The following is a 17,701-nucleotide window of genomic DNA, read 5'->3' as shown; positions in this document are numbered from 1 at the left end:
TCGGCCGGCCCGTGTCTGGCGATCTCATCGGCACCGCTGAAGCCGGCTACAGGGTTCCGGGAGGCCGTCGAGGCCCCCTCACACGACTTCTTCACAACGCGTCGACGCCCGCCGGAAGGCCGGCGGGCGTCGTCGTCTCGAGCGGTGATCGGTCAGCCGAGGTAGCTGCTGCCGACCGGCTGGTGGTCGTGGACCGGGACGGCCGGAGCAGCCGGGACGGTGGCCGGCGACGACGCACCGTCCCCACCACGCGACACCGGACGGCTTCCCGCCGCCGACGCCCTGGCACCCTCGACCAGCGCCTGCAGTCCATCGGCCACCTCGCGGAGTTCCGCCGCCGACTGCTGCGTACGCGCCGCACCCTCGGACGTGTCCCCCGCCGCCCGCGCCACCGACACGATGTTCTCCGCGATCTCCGACGACCCCCGCGCCGCCTCGTTGACGTTGCGCGAGATCTCGTTGGTCGTCGCCGTCTGCTCCTCCACCGCCGACGCGATCGTGTTCTGCATGTCCGCGATCCGCGCGATCACCTCACTGATCTGCCCGATCGCGTCCACCGCCTCCCCGGTGTCACTCTGGATCGACTGCACCCGACTCGCGATCTCCTCGGTCGCCTTCGCGGTCTGGTTCGCGAGCTCCTTGACCTCACCAGCCACCACCGCGAACCCCTTGCCCGCCTCACCCGCACGCGCCGCCTCGATCGTGGCGTTGAGCGCCAACAGGTTCGTCTGCTCCGCGATCGAGGTGATCACCTCGATGACCTTGCCGATCTCCGCCGACGAGGTCCCCAACGCCGACACCTTCTCGTTGGACAACTCCGCCGAACGCACCGCCTCCGACGCCACCCGACTCGCCTCGGCCGACGACGACGCGATCTCCCGCACGCTGGCCGACATCTCCTCCACCGCCGTCGCCACCGTCTGCACGTTGGAGCTGACCTGCTCACCAGCAGCCGCCACCACGTTCGACTGCGCCGCCGTCTCCTCACTCGCCGCCGCAACCTGCGCCGACACCGCCGCCAACTCCTCCGCCGACGCCCCCACCTGCTCCGAACTCGTACGGACCCCCATGGCGATGCTCCGACCGACAAACAGCGCGAGCGCCAGCGCGACCGCGGCGACAACCGCCATGGCGACGTACACGGCGAGCTTGGTCTCGCGGTACTCCGCGGCCGTGTCGGCGGCGACCACCCACAGCTGTTCGTCCTGCAGGGCGACAAGGTCTTCGATGCTGGTGACGAGCTCGTCGCCGAGTTGCGCCGCTTGGCTGCGCAGCTGTTGGAAGCCCGCCTCGTCATCGGCGAGCACCGTGTCGATCTGCTGAGTCCATACGGGCTCGATGGTCTGGGCCAGGGCAATGGTCGCGTCGATCTGCGCGACCTGCGCGTCGGTCGAGTTCGCCTTGAGCTCTTCGAGGCGTTCGGCCACTGCGGCGAGGCCTTCGCGCATCATCTGCTGGTTGCGCCGAGCCTCATCAACCTCGCTCCGCTCAGCGGCCACAACGCCGCGCAGGGTGTCGCGATTGGCCTGGACGATCTGCCGGCGCACCCCGACCGCCTCGCGGGTGTCGGTCTGGACCTGCGCCTTTGCCACGCCGGCTTCGTAGATGTAGGTCACGCGGGAGATGGTGAAGAAGCTGAGCACTCCGAACAGGACGATGACGAGCGCGAAGCTGGCAACCAGCTTGCGCTGCAGGGACAGGGCAGCGATCACGGCGAGTTCCTTTCCGAACACGAGGGACGTTTGGACGCCCCGGTGTTTCCGGTGGCGCACCTTCGCGTCCGCCCGTCGGCACCGCTGAGACCGGCTACAGGGTTCCGGGAGGCCGTCGAGGCCCCCTCACACGACTTCTTCACAACGCGTCGACGCCCGCCGGAAGGCCGGCGGGCGTCGTCGTCTCGAGCGGTGATCGGTCAGCCGAGGTAGCTGCTGCCGACCGGCTGGTGGTCGTAGACCGGCGCGGCCGGCACGGCCGGGGCGACCGGTGCGACCGGTGCGGAGGCACCGTCCCCACCACGCGACACCGGACGGCTTCCCACCGCCGACGCCCTGGCACCCTCGACCAGCGCCTGCAGTCCCTCGGCCACCTCACGGAGCTCCGCCGCGGCCTGCTGCGTACGCGCCGCACCCTGCGAGGTGTCCCCCGCCGCCTGCGCCACCGACACGATGTTCTCCGCGATCTCCGACGACCCCCGCGCCGCCTCGTTGACGTTGCGCGAGATCTCGTTGGTCGTCGCCGTCTGCTCCTCCACCGCCGACGCGATCGTGTTCTGCATGTCCGCGATCCGCCCGATCACCTCCGAGATCTGTCCGATGGTGTCGACCGCCAGCTCCGAGTCGGTCTGGATCGACTGCACGCGGCTCGCGATCTCCTCGGTGGCCTTCGCGGTCTCCTTGGCGAGTTCCTTGACCTCGTTGGCGACCACCGCGAAGCCCTTGCCCGCCTCACCGGCACGCGCCGCCTCGATCGTGGCATTCAGCGCCAACAGGTTGGTCTGCTCCGCAATCGAGGTGATCACCTCGATGACCTTGCCGATCTCCGCACTCGACACCCCCAACGCCGCGACCTTCTCGTTGGACAGCTCGACGCTGCGGACCGCCTCGCCGGCCACCCGACTCGCCTCCGCCGACGACGACGCGATCTCGCGCACCGACGCCGACATCTCCTCCACCGCCGTCGCCACCGTCTGCACGTTGGAGCTCACCTGCTCACCAGCAGCCGCCACCACGTTCGACTGCGCCGCCGTCTCCTCACTCGCCGCCGCAACCTGCGCCGACACCGCCGCCAACTCCTCCGCCGACGCTCCCACCTTCCCCGACGACGCACTCACGCCGCGAACGGTCGATCGGGCGACGACGAGTGCGGTTCCCAGGGCCAACAGCGCGGTCAGGGCGGCCACGGCGATGGCGGCCGAACGCAGCTCGGCGTAGTTCGCCTCGGCCGCCCGATAGGTCGCCTGGCCGTCCGCGACCAGTTCCTCGACCAGTTCCCCGACCACGGCGGCCGTCTGCTCCCAGGCCGCGACCGCGGCGGCGTCCTGGTCGCGCGCAGCGGCGAGGTCGCCTGCGGCCGCGAGCTCGAGTCCGGTGCCCCAGACCTGCTCGGCTTCGGTGTAGTCGGCGACGAAGCGGTCGAACAGCGCCCGCTCCGCAGGGTCCAGATCACCGTCGTCGAGCCGCTGCAGCTCGTCGTGCATCTGCGTCGTCGCACCGGCGAAGCCCTCCGCCGCGGCACGCCGGACGTTGGGATCGTCACTGTAGATCGCGCGCGAGAACCCACCATCGAGGTCACCGAGCACGACCGAGGCACTGAGCGCCGCCTCCGTCAGCAGGTACTCGCGGTAGTAGAGCTGCTTGAGGTCCTCGGCGGTACGCCCGAGCCCGACCAGCAACCAGACCGTGAGCAGGCCGAACAGCACCACCGTGGTGACCGACGGCAGCAACATCTTCTTGTGCAACGAGACGCGCGCGAGCACGAGCAGGACCTTTCCCGAGAAGGCGGGCCCGGGCCCGCTGGGGAGCGACGTCTTCACTCCCGATCACCGCACCCGTCGGCCAGGTACCGGCGCACTCCACGGATGTGCGTGGATTCGGGACCTTCGTCCCTCGGATGCGGGACTCGGGTGCTCGGCTGGTCGCGGACATGCCACCGGGCCGGCCTGGAACGGCCGGCCCGGATGCACCGCGAGGTCGGGCGTGCGTCAGCCGAGGTAGCTCCCGGCCGACCCGTTGCCGCCGTGTCCGTTGCCGCCGTGTCCGTTGCCGTTGCCGCTGCCGTTGCCGTTGGTCACCGGCGGCACCGGTACCTCGAACGGCGCCAGCGACCCGGCCGACAGCGTGGCCGACGCCCCGTCGCCACCACGGGTCGTCGCGTCCGACGTCGAGGCCTTGCCGGCACCGTCGACCAGCGCCTGCAACCCGTCGGCCACCTCCCGCAGCTCCGCCGCGGCCTGCTGGGTGCGCGACGCACCCTGGGACGTGTCACCGGCCGCCTGCGCCACCGACACGATGTTCTCCGCGATCTCCGAGGACCCTCGCGCCGCCTCGTTGACGCTGCGCGAGATCTCGTTGGTCGTCGCGGTCTGCTCCTCCACCGCGCTCGCGATCGTGTTCTGCATGTCCGCGATCCGTGCGATGACCTCGGTGATCTGCCCGATCGCGACGACCGCCTCGTCGGAGTCGCTCTGGATGGCCGCGATCCGCGACGAGATCTCCCCCGTCGCCTTCGCGGTCTGGTTCGCGAGCTCCTTGACCTCACCGGCGACCACCGCGAAGCCCTTGCCCGCCTCACCCGCACGCGCCGCCTCGATGGTGGCGTTGAGGGCCAACAGGTTGGTCTGCTCCGCGATCGAGGTGATCACCTCGATGACCTTGCCGATCTCCGCACTCGACACCCCCAACGCCGCGACCTTCTCGTTGGACAACTCCGCCGAACGCACCGCCTCCGACGCCACCCGACTCGCCTCCGCCGACGACGACGCGATCTCCCGCACGCTGGCCGACATCTCCTCCACCGCCGTCGCCACCGTCTGCACGTTGGAGCTCACCTGCTCACCAGCGGCCGCCACCACGTTCGACTGCGCCGCGGTCTCCCTCGACGCCGCCGCGACCTGTCCGGACACCGCGGCGAGTTCGTCGGACGAGGCACCGAGGCGACCCGCCGTCTGCGCCACCTGGCGGGCGACCTGACGCGAGACGTACCACGACAGGCCGCCACCGACGAGCAGTGCCAGCGCGATGGCGAGATACATGCCCCAGGCGACCTTCTGGCTGGTCTCGGCCAGTTCGGCCGGGTAGGCCTCGAGCAGTGGCTCGTAGATGTCGCTGCTGAGCGTGTCGATGTTCGCACGGAAGGTGTCGAACGCCGCGTTGAGGCCGCTGTAGGTGGCGAGGATCTCGGCGGTGTCGGCCCCGCTCGAGGCCAACGCGACCAGGCGCGCACCCTCGCGCTCCCAGGCGGCGTGGTCCTGGGCGTAGCGGTCCCAGATCTCCTGCTCACCGGGGTAGCCGTTGCTGAGGGCCTGGTACTCGGCGAAGCGGTCGATGGTCTGCTGCAGGTTCTCCTGATAGGTCACCATGGCCGCCTGCCCGTCCTCGGGACGCTGGGCGAACAGCACCTCGCCGAGCGCCTTCTGGGCCTGGTAGGCGTCACGGTCGATGTTGAGCAGCTGCTCCGACGCGTTGACGTCGTGCCGGACGAAGTCGTCGGTGCGTGCGGCCATGCCGCTCGTCGAGACGATGCCGACGGCGGCCGTCGCGGTCGCGGCCACGAGCAGGACGCCGCTCAGGGTGAGGAGTCGAGCCTGGATGCCGATGCGCTGGAACATGTCGTGATCTCCTGTCGCCGGCCACCGTCTCCGGCGGGGAAGGGCGTCTGCGGGAACGAGTGACGTCCGTGTCGGCTGCATTCCCCGAGACCTGCACGATTCCGACGGGTATCGATGCCCTGCGTCCGTCCGGCCACGACGACGAGGGGCCCCGCCGGTTGGCGGGGCCCCTCGCGGTGCGCCGTGGGGGTGCGCACGTGGGGTGACGTCAGGCCGCGGTCGGCAGCTGCACCGTGCGCTGGACGTCGAGGATGAGCAGAAGTCGGTCGTCGAGCTTGTAGGCCCCGGTGATGAGTTCCCGGGCGACGCCCTCGACCGTGTCCGGCGGCGTCTCGAAGCTGTGCTCGTCGACGTGGACGACGTCACCGATCTCGTCGACGAGGAAGCTCACCTCGCCCTCCGGTGTGCGGACGACCACGTTCATGGCCTCCTGGCCCTCGGGACGCTCGGGCAGCTCGAGGCGGCGTCGCAGGTCGATCGCGGTGACGATCTGCCCGCGGAGGTTGATCAGTCCCTGGACCACCGGGTTCGACCGCGGCACCGCGGTCAGCGCCTGGGGCCGGATGACCTCCTGGACCTGGTGCACCTCGATGCCGAAGGTGAGGTGGTCGAGACGGAAGGTGCAGAACTCGTTGTCGGTCGTCATGTCGGTCACGCTCCCAGGAAGGTGTCGGACGCGAAGCGGGCGGGATCGACGGTCGCGACGATCGCCGCGACGTCGAGGACGTCGGTGACCCGCTCCTGGATGACCGCCGAGCCGAGCAGCCCCGGACGGCCGTCGCCCTGGTCGAGGTGCAGCTCCTGCTCGACGATGTCGAGGATGGCGTCGACCACGATGCCGACGGCACGGCCGGCGACCTCGTGCACGACCACCTCGAGCGGCCCCTCGCCGTTGCCGCCGCCGTAGACGCCGATCGCGTCCCCGAGGCGGACCAGCGGCAGGATCTCGTCGCGGTACTGCACGACCTCCTTGCCCGACGCCCACTCCACGGTGGCCGGGTCGAAGGTCTCCAGGCGCGAGACCTCCGAGAGCGCCACGGCCGCGCGGCGGTCGGCGACGCCGACGAGCAGCAGCGTCCGGCGGGCGTCGTTGGCCGCGACCGCCTCGTCCCGGTCGGTCAGGCTCGCGGACCGCTCACGGGCCTCGGACACGACCCGGGCGCGCTGGGCGATGCCGAGCACGTCGAGGATCAGCGCGATGCGCCCATCCCCCATGATCGTCGCGCCGGCGAACAGCGTGGCGTCCTTGAGGTGCCCACCGAGCGGCTTGACGACGATCTCCTGGGTGTCGGTGATGTCGTCGACGACCAGGCCGAACTGGTGCCCGTCGGCCTGCAGCACGACGATGTTGATCACGTCGCGGGCGTCGTCCCGACGGGTGTGTCCGAGTTCGTCGTCGAGGCGGACGATCGGCAGCAGGCGGCCCCGCAGGCGGTAGACCGGCGCACCGTGCAGCAGTTCGATGCCGGTACGGGCCTGCTCGCCCTCGAGCCGGACCAGCTCGAGCAGGTTGAGCTGCGGGATGGCGTAGCGGTCGCCCTGCGAGCTGACGACCAGGGCCGGGATGATGGCCAGGGTCAGCGGGATCTTGACCTTGAAGGTGGTGCCCTGCCCGAGCTCGGTGTTGACGTCGACGGTGCCGCCGATGCGCTCGATGTTGGTGCGCACGACGTCCATACCGACGCCACGGCCGGAGACGTTGGTGACCTTGGCCGCGGTGGAGAACCCGGCGCCGAAGATCAGCTGCAACGCCTCGCGCTCACTCATCGCCCCGGCCTGCTGGGCGCTGATCAGTCCCTTCTCGAGCGCCTTGGCCTTGAGCTTGGTGGCGTCGATGCCGGCACCGTCGTCGGCGATCTCGATGTTGACCTGCCCACCTTCGTGGTAGGCGCGCAGCACCAGGTGACCGGTGGCGGACTTGCCCGCCGCGACGCGCTGCTCGGACGTCTCGATACCGTGGTCGACGGCGTTGCGCACGAGGTGCGTCAGCGGGTCCTTGATGGCCTCGATGATGGTCTTGTCGAGCTCGGTGTCCTGGCCCTCCATGACGAGGTCGACCTGCTTGCCGACCGAGAGGGACAGGTCACGGACGACGCGCGGCAGCTTGTTCCACACGTTGCCGATCGGCTGCATGCGCGTCTTCATGACGCCTTCCTGCAGCTCGGTCGTGATCAGGTTCAGCCGCTGGGAGGCGCTGGCGAAGGAGCTGTCCTGGTCCTCGGTGACCAACTGCACGATCTGGTTGCGGGCGAGCACCAGTTCACCGACGAGGTTCATCAGCTCGTCGAGCAGCCCGACGTCGACCCGGATCGAGCTGTCGGCCAGGCCCCGCGCGGATGCCTGGCTGGCGAGGGTCTGGTCGACCTCCCCCACCGGGACCTTCGCCTGCTCCATCAGGATCTCGCCCAGCGGGCGGCTGTCCCCGAGCTCCTGCGCGTGCAGCGCGAGCGCGACGTCGTCGGCGCTGGCCACGCCCTGCTCCACGAGCAGGTCACCGAGCCGCTTGGGCGGCTCGGTGTCCCCGACCGGGTCAGCGGTCGTGCCGGTCCCGACGGGCGTCACGTCGGCGAGGGGGGCCGCGGCCGGCGGCGCGACGACGGCGGACTCGCCCGCGTGCAGCCGCTCGAGGGTGGCGACGAGTTCGGCGTGGTCGGCCTCGCCCTCCTGACCGGTGGCCTCGATGTCCCCGAGCATGCCGCGCAGGGCATCGCCGGTGGCCAGCAGGGCGCTGGCGATCTCGTTGGTGACCACCAGCTCGCCGTCGCGGAGCTTGCCGAGCAGGTTCTCGGCGACGTGCGAGACGGACTCGAGCCGCTCGAAACCGAAGAATCCGCAGGTGCCCTTGATGGTGTGGATGGTGCGGAAGATGCTGCCGAGCACCTCGCCGTCGGACGGGGCGCGCTCGAGTGCGAGCAGGTCCTCGTCGTAGCGGTCGAGGTTCTCGTAGCTCTCGACCAGGAACTCCCCGACGATCTCGTCGATCTCGCTCACGGACAGGCCTCGTTGCTGCGGCCGCCCGGTCGGCGGCCTCGTGAGCGCCCCGTCGGCGCGCCACCCGTCCGGTCAAGCGATCCGGCCGCTCGAGCGATCCGGCGGCGCGCGTGCACGTCCACGGCGCCCGCTCGGCACCGTGACGAGGGGGCGGCGCGAGCCGGTCGGCGCCTACCGCCGGACGGCGACCGGTGCCGGACGCTCCTCGGGCACGAACAGGTAGTCGTCCTCGCCGGGCACCGGACCGTCGACCGTCTCGAGCGCGCCGCGGCGATAGCGGTAGACGCGGTAGCCGTGGGCGGCGACCGCCGCCAGCACGTCGGCGCCGGTGGCGTTCTCCCGCGCCTGGTGCAGGTCGTCGGCCTCGAGCACGACCAGCGGACGGTGGTCCTGGAGCACCTGCGCGGCACCCGCCAGCACCTTGAGCTCCGCCCCTTCGACGTCGCACTTGAGCAGGTCGACCCGTTCGAGGCCCTCGTCGGTGACGACGTCGTCGAGCCGCCGGGTGGGGACCACGATCTCCCGGTGGGGCAGGCGGGCGAAGGCGGCGGTCGCCGACCGGTCCGGCGCCGAGCCGTGGAAGTGTGCGCGTGTCGGTACGACCGGGATGCGCAGCGGCAGGGTGCCGGCCGCGTCCGACAGGGCGACCTGGTACAGGCGCACCCGGTCGTCGAGACGGGTCATGCGGACCAGGCGGCGCAGCATCGACAGCGAACCGGGCCGCGGTTCGAACCCGAGCACCCGGCCCGTGGGCCCCACACCGGCGGCCATCACGAGCAGGTGGGCACCACCGGCGGCGCCGACGTCGAGGCACACCTGTCCGGGGCGCACCAACCGGCGCAGCAGGAACAGCTCCTTCTCCAGGAACGGGATCCGGTCGACGGCACGTTCGAGCGGACTGGGGCGGCCGTCGTCGGAACGGTCGTCGCGGGCAGGGCCGGCCACGTCGGCTCCTCGTGGGTTCAGGGCAACGCAGGAGGCCCGGACTCTACGAGGTCGGACCCGGCGAGGGAGGTCCGAGGGCCCGGCAGGTCGGGCCTCTCGCCCGCCGTGCGGACGGCGGTGGGTCGGTACCGTCCGCGCCGTCGTCGTCGAGGTTCCTGCGATGTTCGTGTTCCGTACCCGCCACCTGCTGGTCGCCGTCGCGTTGGCCGCCGCCTGCGGTGGTGGCGGCGGTGAGGACGCGGGCGCCTCGGGGGACGTGGACCTCGCCCGCGGCGAGCAGCTGTTCGCCGCCAACTGCGCCGCCTGTCACGGCCCGGAGGGTCAGGGCACGACCGCCGGGCCGCCGCTGGTCCACGAAATCTACGAGCCGGGCCACCATCCCGACGAGGCGTTCCACCGGGCGGTGCAGGAGGGTGTGCCGGCCCACCACTGGAACTCCGGCGACATGCCGCCGATCGGCGGGCTCGACCGCGACGACGTCGACGACGTCGTGGCCTGGGTGCGCGAGGTGCAGCGCGAGGCCGGCATCGGCTGAACTTCCCGACCGTCCGGTCGGGGACGCAGGCGGGGAGACCGGCGCAGACGCGCCAAACTGGTCCCATGTCCTTCCAAACGTTCGGGCGCGGTCTGCGCAGCCTCACCGGGGTCCTGGTGGTGGTCTTCGTCCTCGGCCTGCTGGCGCTCGCACCGGTCATGCCGTTCGTGATCGCGGCGGCCGACACGGTCGACGCGACCCGTGACCAGGTCGTGGACCGTCCCCCGTTGCCCGAGCAGTTGCCGGTCGCGGCCGAGATCTCCACCGTCCACGAGGCGGGTGGCGAGCGCATCGCCGACCTGTCGGGGGTCGAGCGGCGCGAGGTGGTCGCGCTCGAGCAGATCCCCCAGGTGATGATCGACGCCGTGCTGGCCATCGAGGACGACGAGTTCTACGAGCACAACGGCGTCAACCACCAGTCGGTCCTGCGGGCCCTGGCACGCAACGTCGCCGCCGGCGGGATCGAGGAGGGTGCCTCGACCATCACCCAGCAGTACGTCAAGATGACGCTGCTCGATCCGCAGCAGACGCTGGACCGCAAGATGCACGAGGTGGTGTGGGCGGTCGAGCTCGAGCAGCGCCTGAGCAAGGACGAGATCCTCGAGCGCTACCTCAACGCGGTCTACCTGGGGCAGGGCGTGTACGGCGTCGGCACCGCGGCCGAGCACTACTTCAACAAGCCGGTCGAGGACCTGACACTGGCCGAGGCGGCGACGCTGGCCGGCACCATCCAGGCTCCGTCGGTGACGAACCCGGTCAGCAACGCCGAGGCCGCCGAACGTCGACGCAACGTGGTCCTGTCGCGGATGCAGTTCCAGGGCATGATCGACGCCGAACAGGTCGAACAGGCCCGCACGGAGGGCATCGAGCTCGACATCCGCAGCCGTGAGGTCGCCGAGCCGTTCTGGATCGACTACGTCAAGCGCCTGGTCTACGACCAGAACGTGACCCTGCAGCCCGGCCTGCAGGAGGCCGTCGGGGCCACCCGGGACGAGCGCATCGACGCGCTGTTCGAGGGCGGCCTGCGGATCTACACCACCCTCGACCCCGCCATGCACGCCCAGGCGAGCGAGACCCTGTCCAGCTACCTCGACGACCCGGTCGAGGACCCGCTCGGCTCCCTGATCACCATCGAACACGAGTCCGGTGCCCTGCGCGCGCTCGCGCTGGGCCCGCGCCAGTTCGGGGCCTGCCCCGAGGACGCCGACGACGACGAGCCGTGCGTGACCACCCAGGTCAACCCGGCCATGCCGGACGCCGGCGGTTCCGGTCGGCAGCCGGGCTCCGCCTTCAAGCCGATCGTCGCGGCGGCCGCCCTGCAGGACGGCGTGCAGTTCGAGGACGAGTACGACACGCCGTCGGGCGAACCGGTCGAGGGCTGCGGTGACCCCGGCGAGGACTACGAGCCCCGCAACTTCGACGGCGCCGACACCGGCGAGATGGATCTCGTCGAAGCCATGCGCACGTCGAACAACGTCTACTTCGTCAAGCTCGCCCGCGACCTCGGCATCGACCGGGTCGTCGAGTCGGCGCGCGAACACGGCATCCGCAACGCCCCCAGCCTCGACGGCTTCGGCACCCGGTCGTGCTCCATCGCGCTGGGTACGGCCGAGATGTTCCCGCTCGAGGTGGCTGCCGCCTACGGGGTGTGGGCCAACGACGGCGTCTACTGCGCGCCGTACCTGATCGAGCGGATCGAGAACCGTTGGGGCGAGGTCGTCTATCAGCACGAGCCGCGCTGTGAGCGGGTGCTCGCCTCGCACCGTGCCGGCGAGATGCGCAGCCTGCTCGCGCAACCGACCGGGTCCGGCGGGACCGCGCCGGTGGTCGGCCGGACCGTCGGCGAGGCGTACGGCAAGACCGGGACGACGCAGAACTTCGCCGACGCGTGGTTCGTCGGCTTCGCCGGCCCCTACTCGACCGCGGCGTGGGTCGGCTTCGAGCAGCCGCAACCGCTGACGGACCTCACCATCGGCGGGACCTATCACGAGCGGGTGACCGGCGGTGCGGTCCCGGCTCCCATCTGGGCCGACTACATGGCGGCGATCCTCGACCAGTGACCGCACCGCGCCGACGGGCAGGTGCAGACGGCCGGCAGCGGACGGGCCCGCCCGGGCCACCGCTACCCTCCGCGGCGCACGGGCGCCCGTAGCTCAGCTGGACAGAGCACCGGACTTCTAATCCGACGGTCGCAGGTTCGAATCCTGCCGGGCGCGCTCGAACTCGCCCGCCCCCGGCGGGTCGCGCCCCGTCGCGCCGTCCCTGGTCCTTGCCCCGTGCTGCCTCCGGCCGATGGGGAGGGTTCCCGTCCGCTGTCGCCGACTCGAGAAAGGTCCTCCTGGCATGGGTCACCCCACGCTGCCCGCGGGATACGCCGCCTGTCTCGCGATGACCTCCACCGGTGCGCCGCTGGGCACCGTGTTGCAGACGATCGTCGAGATGATCGAGGCCGACCTGCCGGGCAGCCTCGGGTCCGTGATGCTGCTCGGGGACGACGACCGACTGCGGGTGGCCGCCGCTCCGTCCCTGCCCGCCGCCTGGATCGAGCGCCTCGCCGAGGGAGTCCCACCGGACCCCCGGGTCGGCTCGTGCGGTCGGGCGGCCGCCCTGCTGCAGCCGGTGGTGAGTGCGAACATCCCGACCGACCCGGCATGGCGCGACTTCGCCGCCGACGCCGTCGCCAGTGGCCTGCGGGCGTGCTGGTCGACACCGATCATCGGACTGCAGGGCGCGCTCGGTTCGTTCGGGGTCTACTTCCCCACCCCACGCCGACCCGTCGGCCAGCAGCTGCAGCAACTGGCCGGCTACGCCCAGATCGCCGCGGTGGCGGTGCAGAACGCCGTCGCCGACGCCCGGAACACCGGCCGGGACGGCGCCGATCCGCTCACCGGCCTGCGGGACGCGAACGCCCTGGAGCGACTCGTGACCGACGCGGTCGCCGACGGCGACCTCGTCACCGTGCTCATGGTCGAGGTCGGGCGCCTGCGCGAGTGCAACGCCGCGTTCGGCCCGGCAGCCGGGGACGAACTGCTGCGGCAGGCTGCCCAGCGGTTGTGCAACCTGAACTCGGCCGCGCGCACGTTCCGCCTCTTCGGCGACGAGTTCGCGCTCGTCCTGCCCGGGGTCGACGCTGCCACCGGCCGGTTGACGGCGGAACGCACGCTGCAGGCGCTGCGGGCGCCGTACGCCGTCGCCGGCACCGGCTTCACCGCCGCGCCCCGGGTCGGCCTCGTCAGCCAGGAACGACCCGGCACGCCGGACACCGAGGGCCTGCTCGCCGGGGCACGAGCGGCGTTGCGCACCGCCGTCCGCAGCGGCACCGACCTCGAGGTCCACGCGGAGCCGACGACGCGCGACGGCCGGCTCGCCGACCACATCGGACGGGAGAACCGGCTGCGCGACGGCCTGGCCGCCGGCGAGGTGGTCCTGCACTACCAGCCCCAGTACGACCTGACCTCCGGCACGCTCGTGGCCGCCGAGGCACTGGTGCGTTGGGAGCACCCCGAGGAAGGGCTGCTGCTGCCCGGCGCCTTCCTCCACGTCCTCGCCACGGGCCACCTCCGACGCGCCTTGACCGAGGTCGTCCTCGAGCAGGCCTGCCGCGACCTGGCGACGTGGGGTGCCGACACGCACGGGGTCTCGGTGGCCGTCAACGTCTCTGCCGACGAGTTGACCGATCCGGACCTCGTGGACCGCGTGCGGACCCTGTTGCGACGCCACGGGGTGCCGGGCACCGCGTTGCAGGTGGAGATCACCGAACAGGTGGTCTTCGCCGACCTCAGCAGCCTGCGTCGGACGATCGAAGGGCTACGGGCGCTCGACGTGCGGGTGTCCATCGACGACTTCGGCACCGGGTACTCGTCGCTGCACCACGCCCGGCAACTGCCGGTCGACGCCCTCAAGATCGACCGCAGCTTCGTGCGCGGCTGCGTCGAGGATCCCCACGACGCCTCCGTGATCGCCTCGGTCGTGGGCCTGGCCGAGGGGCTCGGCGTCGACGTCGTCGCCGAGGGCGTCGAGACCGAGGCGCAGCTCGAGGCCGTCCGCCGCCTCGGCTGTGACCTCGGACAGGGCTTCCTGTGGAGCCCCGCCGTGCCACCCGAGCAGTTCCACGGCCTGCTCACCGCACGCCCGGCTCCCACGTCGACGCCCCCGCGGGTGGTCGCCACGGCTCCGCCCCCGATCACGCCCCCGATCAGGTCGGTGGGCGCGCCCTCGATCGCGCCCCCGATCGCGCCGGCGATCGCGTCGATGGGCGCGCCGCCGTTCGCGGCCGCCGCCGAGGCCGTAGTGCACTACCTCGCCGACCACGTCCCGTTCGGTCTGTGGGCCGTCACCCGCTACGACGGGGAACGACAGCGCTACCTGTACGTGGCCGATCGCGCCTACGGCCTGCAGCGTGGCGGTGCCCACGCCTGGGAAGACGCCTACTGCACCGCCATGGTCGCCGGTGAAGCACCGCCGATCGCCCCGGACGCGGCGGCGGTCCCCCGTTACGCGGCGGCCGGGATCAACCGGCAGGTGAAGATCGGTGCCTACGCCGGCGTCCCACTCTGGCACGCCGACGGCGAGCTGTTCGGCAGCCTCTGCGGCGTGGACCCGGATCGGCAGTCCGAACGCCTGCACGACCACCAGCCGCTGCTCGAACTGCTCGGTGAGCTGCTCTCGTCCGTGCTGGCCGGCGAGGAACGGACCACGGCGGCGACGTCGACCCACCTGCCGACCCGGCAGCAGCGGCAGACGGGCCGCGAGCTCGCCCCGGCGTCGGTACCCGAGGGCCCGGAGGGCTGGCAGCAGCGGACGACGGCGCTCGAGGAACGGTTCTCGGTCCTCGGTGACCCCGCGAGCGTCCTGGTCGTCCACCTCGGGTCGACCGCTGCCGACCAGCACGACGGCCAGCGTCGGGCCGTGGCGCGGGTGCTGGCCGAACACCGCACGGCGGCCGAGGTGGTCGCCGCACTGGACGGGAGGCGCTTCGCCGTCCTGCTGCGCCGCCCACCGCGGGCGACCGCGGCGGTGGCCGACGCCGTGGCCGACGCCCTGCACGTCGCCGGCGTGCGCGCCGCCGTCGGGCACGCGCCGGTCGAGATCGGCGGTTCCGTCGCCGACGCCCTGCGGGCCGCCGATGCCCGCACGGACGAGCACCGGACACGACGCCGGGCGGGCTGACTGGTTGGGTGCGGCCGGCGACGAGGAGTGACGGCCGTGCAGTTGGTACGCGACGACGGGCGACTGCGTACGTTCGCCCTGCTGCTGAGCCTGCGCAGCCTCGCCGGCATGACGGCCGGGGTACTGGTGGCGCTGGGCGTCGCCTGGCTCGACCGGCTCGTCGGCGTCCGGATCCCGGTGGCACCCGAGACGGCGCAGGGCGTGCTCGCCTCCTTCGTCGGGGGCGTCCTGACGATCGCGGTGTTCGCCCTGTGGATGCGCACCGTGGTGGTCGGGCTCGCCTCGAGCCAGGTCTCCTCGCGGGTGCTGGCCGCCTATCTCGACGACCGCTTCCAACGGCAGGTCCTCGGCGTGATGGTGGGCATGCTCGCCTATCTGGTGGCGACGGTGGTCGTCTACCCCGACACGGGCGAGGGCGTGCCGCTGCTGCTGTCCTCGCTCAGTGCGGCGGTCGTGGTCGCGGCGCTGATCGGGGTGCTGTTGGCCATGCGGCACGCGGTCGGCAGCCTCTCGGTCCCCAGCGTCGTGCGCACGTTGACCGACCAGGTGCTCGAGCTGCTCGCGGACCCGCCCTGGCCGAACGAGGCCGGAACGGCGGAGGTACCCGATCCGGACGCGCCGGGCACCACCGTGACCAGCCGCGACCTCGGCTGGGTCCAGCGGATCGATCATCGGGCGCTGATCGACGCCCTGCCGGCCGGCGCGACGCTGGTGCTCCACGCCGACGTCGGGGAGTTCGTCGCCGAGGGCGAGACGATCGGACATCTCGACGTCGACGTGGAGCCGCCGGTCGTCGACGCGGTGCTGGCGGCCTTCCGTCTCGAGCGGACCCGTTCCAACCGCCGAGACCTGGCCTACGCCGTCCAGCAGTTGGTGGACGTCGCGCAGCACGCCATGGCGCCACATTCGGCGGACACGTCCTCGGCGCACGAGGCGCTGGTCCATCTCCGCGCGGTCCTGCACCTGCTGCTGCGCCGCGGCACCGCCTCGGGCTGCCTGCGCGGCGAGGACGGGCGCACGGTCGTCTCCCCCACCGCCTGGGCACCCGCCGACCACCTGCGGTCGGTCTTCGACCGACTGAACGCGGGTGCCAGCACCGACCCGGTGTCCCGACGCGCCGTGGTGCGCACCCTGGGACTGCTCGAGGCGACCGCCCGTGAGGTCGGCGACCAGGCGAGCGTGGACGTCCTCGTCGAACACCAGGAACGGATACCGACGGCCGATGCCCCTCCGACCCCGGCACCGGGACCGGACGGCGGCGCCGCGTCGTAACGTGACGGATCCACGACGAGGGAGCGCACGATGTCCGACCAGCCGTTCGGTGACGACCCGGCCAGCAACGAGCCCCGCCATCCCGACGAGCAGGCCGAGCTGCGCGAGCGCAGCGAGGGCGCGAGCGAGGACAACGTGACGGGCACGGACAACTTCCGTGCCGACGACACCGCGCCCGGCGTCGACCCCGACGAGGCGGATGCCTGACCCGACCGTCGAGGTGTCAGCCCACCCCGCCACCCCGAGGCCGGACCATGGAGGCGCCGATTCCCGACATCCCGGACGACGACGAGCGCGCGCGACGGACCCTGGCGTACGCGGTCCTGCGCGGGATCGTCCACGACCTCAACAACCCCTTGGCGAGCGTCACGATGGCCATCGCCGCCCTGCGCACCATCGACGACCCGGTGCAGCGCAGCGAACTGCTCGACCTCACCGAGCAGGCGGCGCTGCGGGCCGGTGCGGTCGCCCACGACGCGGCACTGCGCTACGCCCCGACGGACGCGGCCGCGACCGCCGGGACGCTGCACGCGCTGGCCACCGAGGTGCAGCGTCGGTGCGACGACCGTGGGCTCGAGGTGGCGGTGTCGCTGCCCGCCCCGGCCGGGAACGGGCCGGGTGTCGGGGAGCCCGCTGCCGTGGGCGTCCGGATGGACGCGGCGCTGCTCCCGGCGGCACTGGTCGCGTTGGCTGCGGACGCACACGACGCGCCGGGCCGCTCGCGACCGGTCACGCTCGCGTTCGACGTCGTCGACGACGCGCTGCTGGTGCGCCTGCACGACGACGGCGAGGCACCGGCCGAGGCGGTCCAGCGACGGCCGTTCGTACCGGTCGGGCCCGACGGTGACGAACACGGCCGTGGCGTGGGTCTCGCCGTCGCCGCCGCACGCGCCCACCTGGTCGCCGTCGGCGGCGCCGTGGACCTGCGACACACCGACGCGGGTGAGACCGTGCTCACCGTGCGGATCCCGGAGGTGGTGACCGGCGCGGGAGCGTCCACGGCAGCCGCTGGGGAGGCCGAGGAGACGGCCGCCGACGGGGCCGGGGCCACCGGGCGCCGGGCGTTGGTCGTCGACGACGACGAGACGCTGTGCACGCTGCTGGCCATGGTTCTCGAGCGGACCGGCTGGCGGGTCCACGTCGCCGCCGACGGTGAGCAGGCCGAACGCGTCGTCGCCGCCCAGCCGGTCGAGCTGGTGCTGCTCGACGTGCACCTCGAACGGGAGTTGGGTCCCGAGGTCGCTGCGCGGCTCGACCGGCTGCGTCCGGGGCTGCTCGAGACGGTCGTGTACCTGACCGGCGACCCGCCCCGGGACGGGATGCTGGAGGGACGTCCGACGCTGGCCAAGCCGTTCGACCTCGCGGAGCTCGACCGGGTCGTGCGTCGGACGGGGGCGGCGGAGGGCTGACACGGGGCGGCGGCGGCTTTGCCGATCACGGACCCGTGCCGTACGCTTCGCAGC

The 17,701-nt window shown here is 72.1% G+C and carries 12 protein-coding genes and 1 tRNA gene; 7 read left to right on the top strand and 6 right to left on the bottom strand.

The features are described 5' to 3' along the window. Positions 1-152 precede the first annotated feature (152 nt). The 6 genes from ELR47_RS05740 to ELR47_RS05715 all read right to left on the bottom strand — a co-directional run bounded on the left by ELR47_RS05740 (position 153) and on the right by ELR47_RS05715 (position 9,262). Positions 153-1,712 carry a methyl-accepting chemotaxis protein gene (locus ELR47_RS05740; RefSeq protein WP_229730660.1) on the bottom strand — a complete coding sequence of 520 codons (1,560 nt, stop codon included), beginning with the start codon at positions 1,710-1,712 and terminating at the stop codon, positions 153-155. A gap of 200 nt (positions 1,713-1,912) precedes the next feature. Then, positions 1,913-3,532 (bottom strand): methyl-accepting chemotaxis protein, encoded by a 1,620-nt coding sequence (locus ELR47_RS05735; RefSeq protein ID WP_205745468.1) that lies wholly within the window; start codon positions 3,530-3,532, stop codon positions 1,913-1,915. A gap of 168 nt (positions 3,533-3,700) precedes the next feature. Next, positions 3,701-5,326 (bottom strand): methyl-accepting chemotaxis protein, encoded by a 1,626-nt coding sequence (locus ELR47_RS05730; RefSeq protein WP_165403867.1) that lies wholly within the window; start codon positions 5,324-5,326, stop codon positions 3,701-3,703. 208 nt (positions 5,327-5,534) lie between these two features. Then, positions 5,535-5,972, bottom strand: coding sequence for a chemotaxis protein CheW (locus ELR47_RS05725; RefSeq protein ID WP_130649019.1), 438 nt, complete (start codon positions 5,970-5,972; stop codon positions 5,535-5,537). 5 nt (positions 5,973-5,977) lie between these two features. After that, positions 5,978-8,317 (bottom strand): chemotaxis protein CheA, encoded by a 2,340-nt coding sequence (locus tag ELR47_RS05720; RefSeq protein WP_130649018.1) that lies wholly within the window; start codon positions 8,315-8,317, stop codon positions 5,978-5,980. Between the two features lie 171 nt (positions 8,318-8,488). Then, a complete protein-coding gene (locus ELR47_RS05715) occupies positions 8,489-9,262 on the bottom strand; it encodes an FkbM family methyltransferase (RefSeq protein WP_130649017.1) in 774 nt (257 codons plus the stop codon). 160 nt (positions 9,263-9,422) lie between these two features. Between ELR47_RS05715 and ELR47_RS05710 the strand changes: the two genes are divergently transcribed. From ELR47_RS05710 to ELR47_RS05685, 7 genes are all read left to right on the top strand, one after another. Next, entirely contained in the window at positions 9,423-9,797 is a 375-nt protein-coding gene (locus ELR47_RS05710) for a c-type cytochrome (RefSeq protein ID WP_130649016.1), read from the top strand. A 65-nt stretch (positions 9,798-9,862) separates the two neighbouring features. Continuing rightward, on the top strand, positions 9,863-11,857 hold the full coding sequence (locus ELR47_RS05705; RefSeq protein ID WP_130649015.1) for a transglycosylase domain-containing protein: 1,995 nt from the start codon (positions 9,863-9,865) through the stop codon (positions 11,855-11,857). An 82-nt stretch (positions 11,858-11,939) separates the two neighbouring features. Beyond that, positions 11,940-12,013: transfer RNA gene (locus tag ELR47_RS05700), tRNA-Arg, on the top strand. A gap of 127 nt (positions 12,014-12,140) precedes the next feature. Next, positions 12,141-14,966 (top strand): GGDEF domain-containing protein, encoded by a 2,826-nt coding sequence (locus ELR47_RS05695; RefSeq protein ID WP_165403866.1) that lies wholly within the window; start codon positions 12,141-12,143, stop codon positions 14,964-14,966. A gap of 36 nt (positions 14,967-15,002) precedes the next feature. Beyond that, positions 15,003-16,238, top strand: a complete 1,236-nt coding sequence (locus tag ELR47_RS05690) for a DUF2254 family protein (protein ID WP_130649013.1) — start codon at positions 15,003-15,005, stop codon at positions 16,236-16,238. Positions 16,239-16,268: 30 nt separating this feature from the next. Further along, positions 16,269-16,445: a hypothetical protein gene (locus ELR47_RS18190; protein WP_165403865.1), complete on the top strand. Its 177-nt coding sequence runs from the start codon at positions 16,269-16,271 to the stop codon at positions 16,443-16,445. A gap of 47 nt (positions 16,446-16,492) precedes the next feature. Further along, positions 16,493-17,647, top strand: coding sequence for an ATP-binding response regulator (locus ELR47_RS05685; protein WP_130649012.1), 1,155 nt, complete (start codon positions 16,493-16,495; stop codon positions 17,645-17,647). The last annotated feature ends 54 nt before the right edge of the window (positions 17,648-17,701 follow it).

This window comes from Egicoccus halophilus, assembly GCF_004300825.1.
Lineage (GTDB): Bacteria > Actinomycetota > Nitriliruptoria > Nitriliruptorales > Nitriliruptoraceae > Egicoccus > Egicoccus halophilus.
Note: the sequence above shows the minus strand (reverse complement) of the source record. Positions and strands in the feature narration are given on the sequence as shown.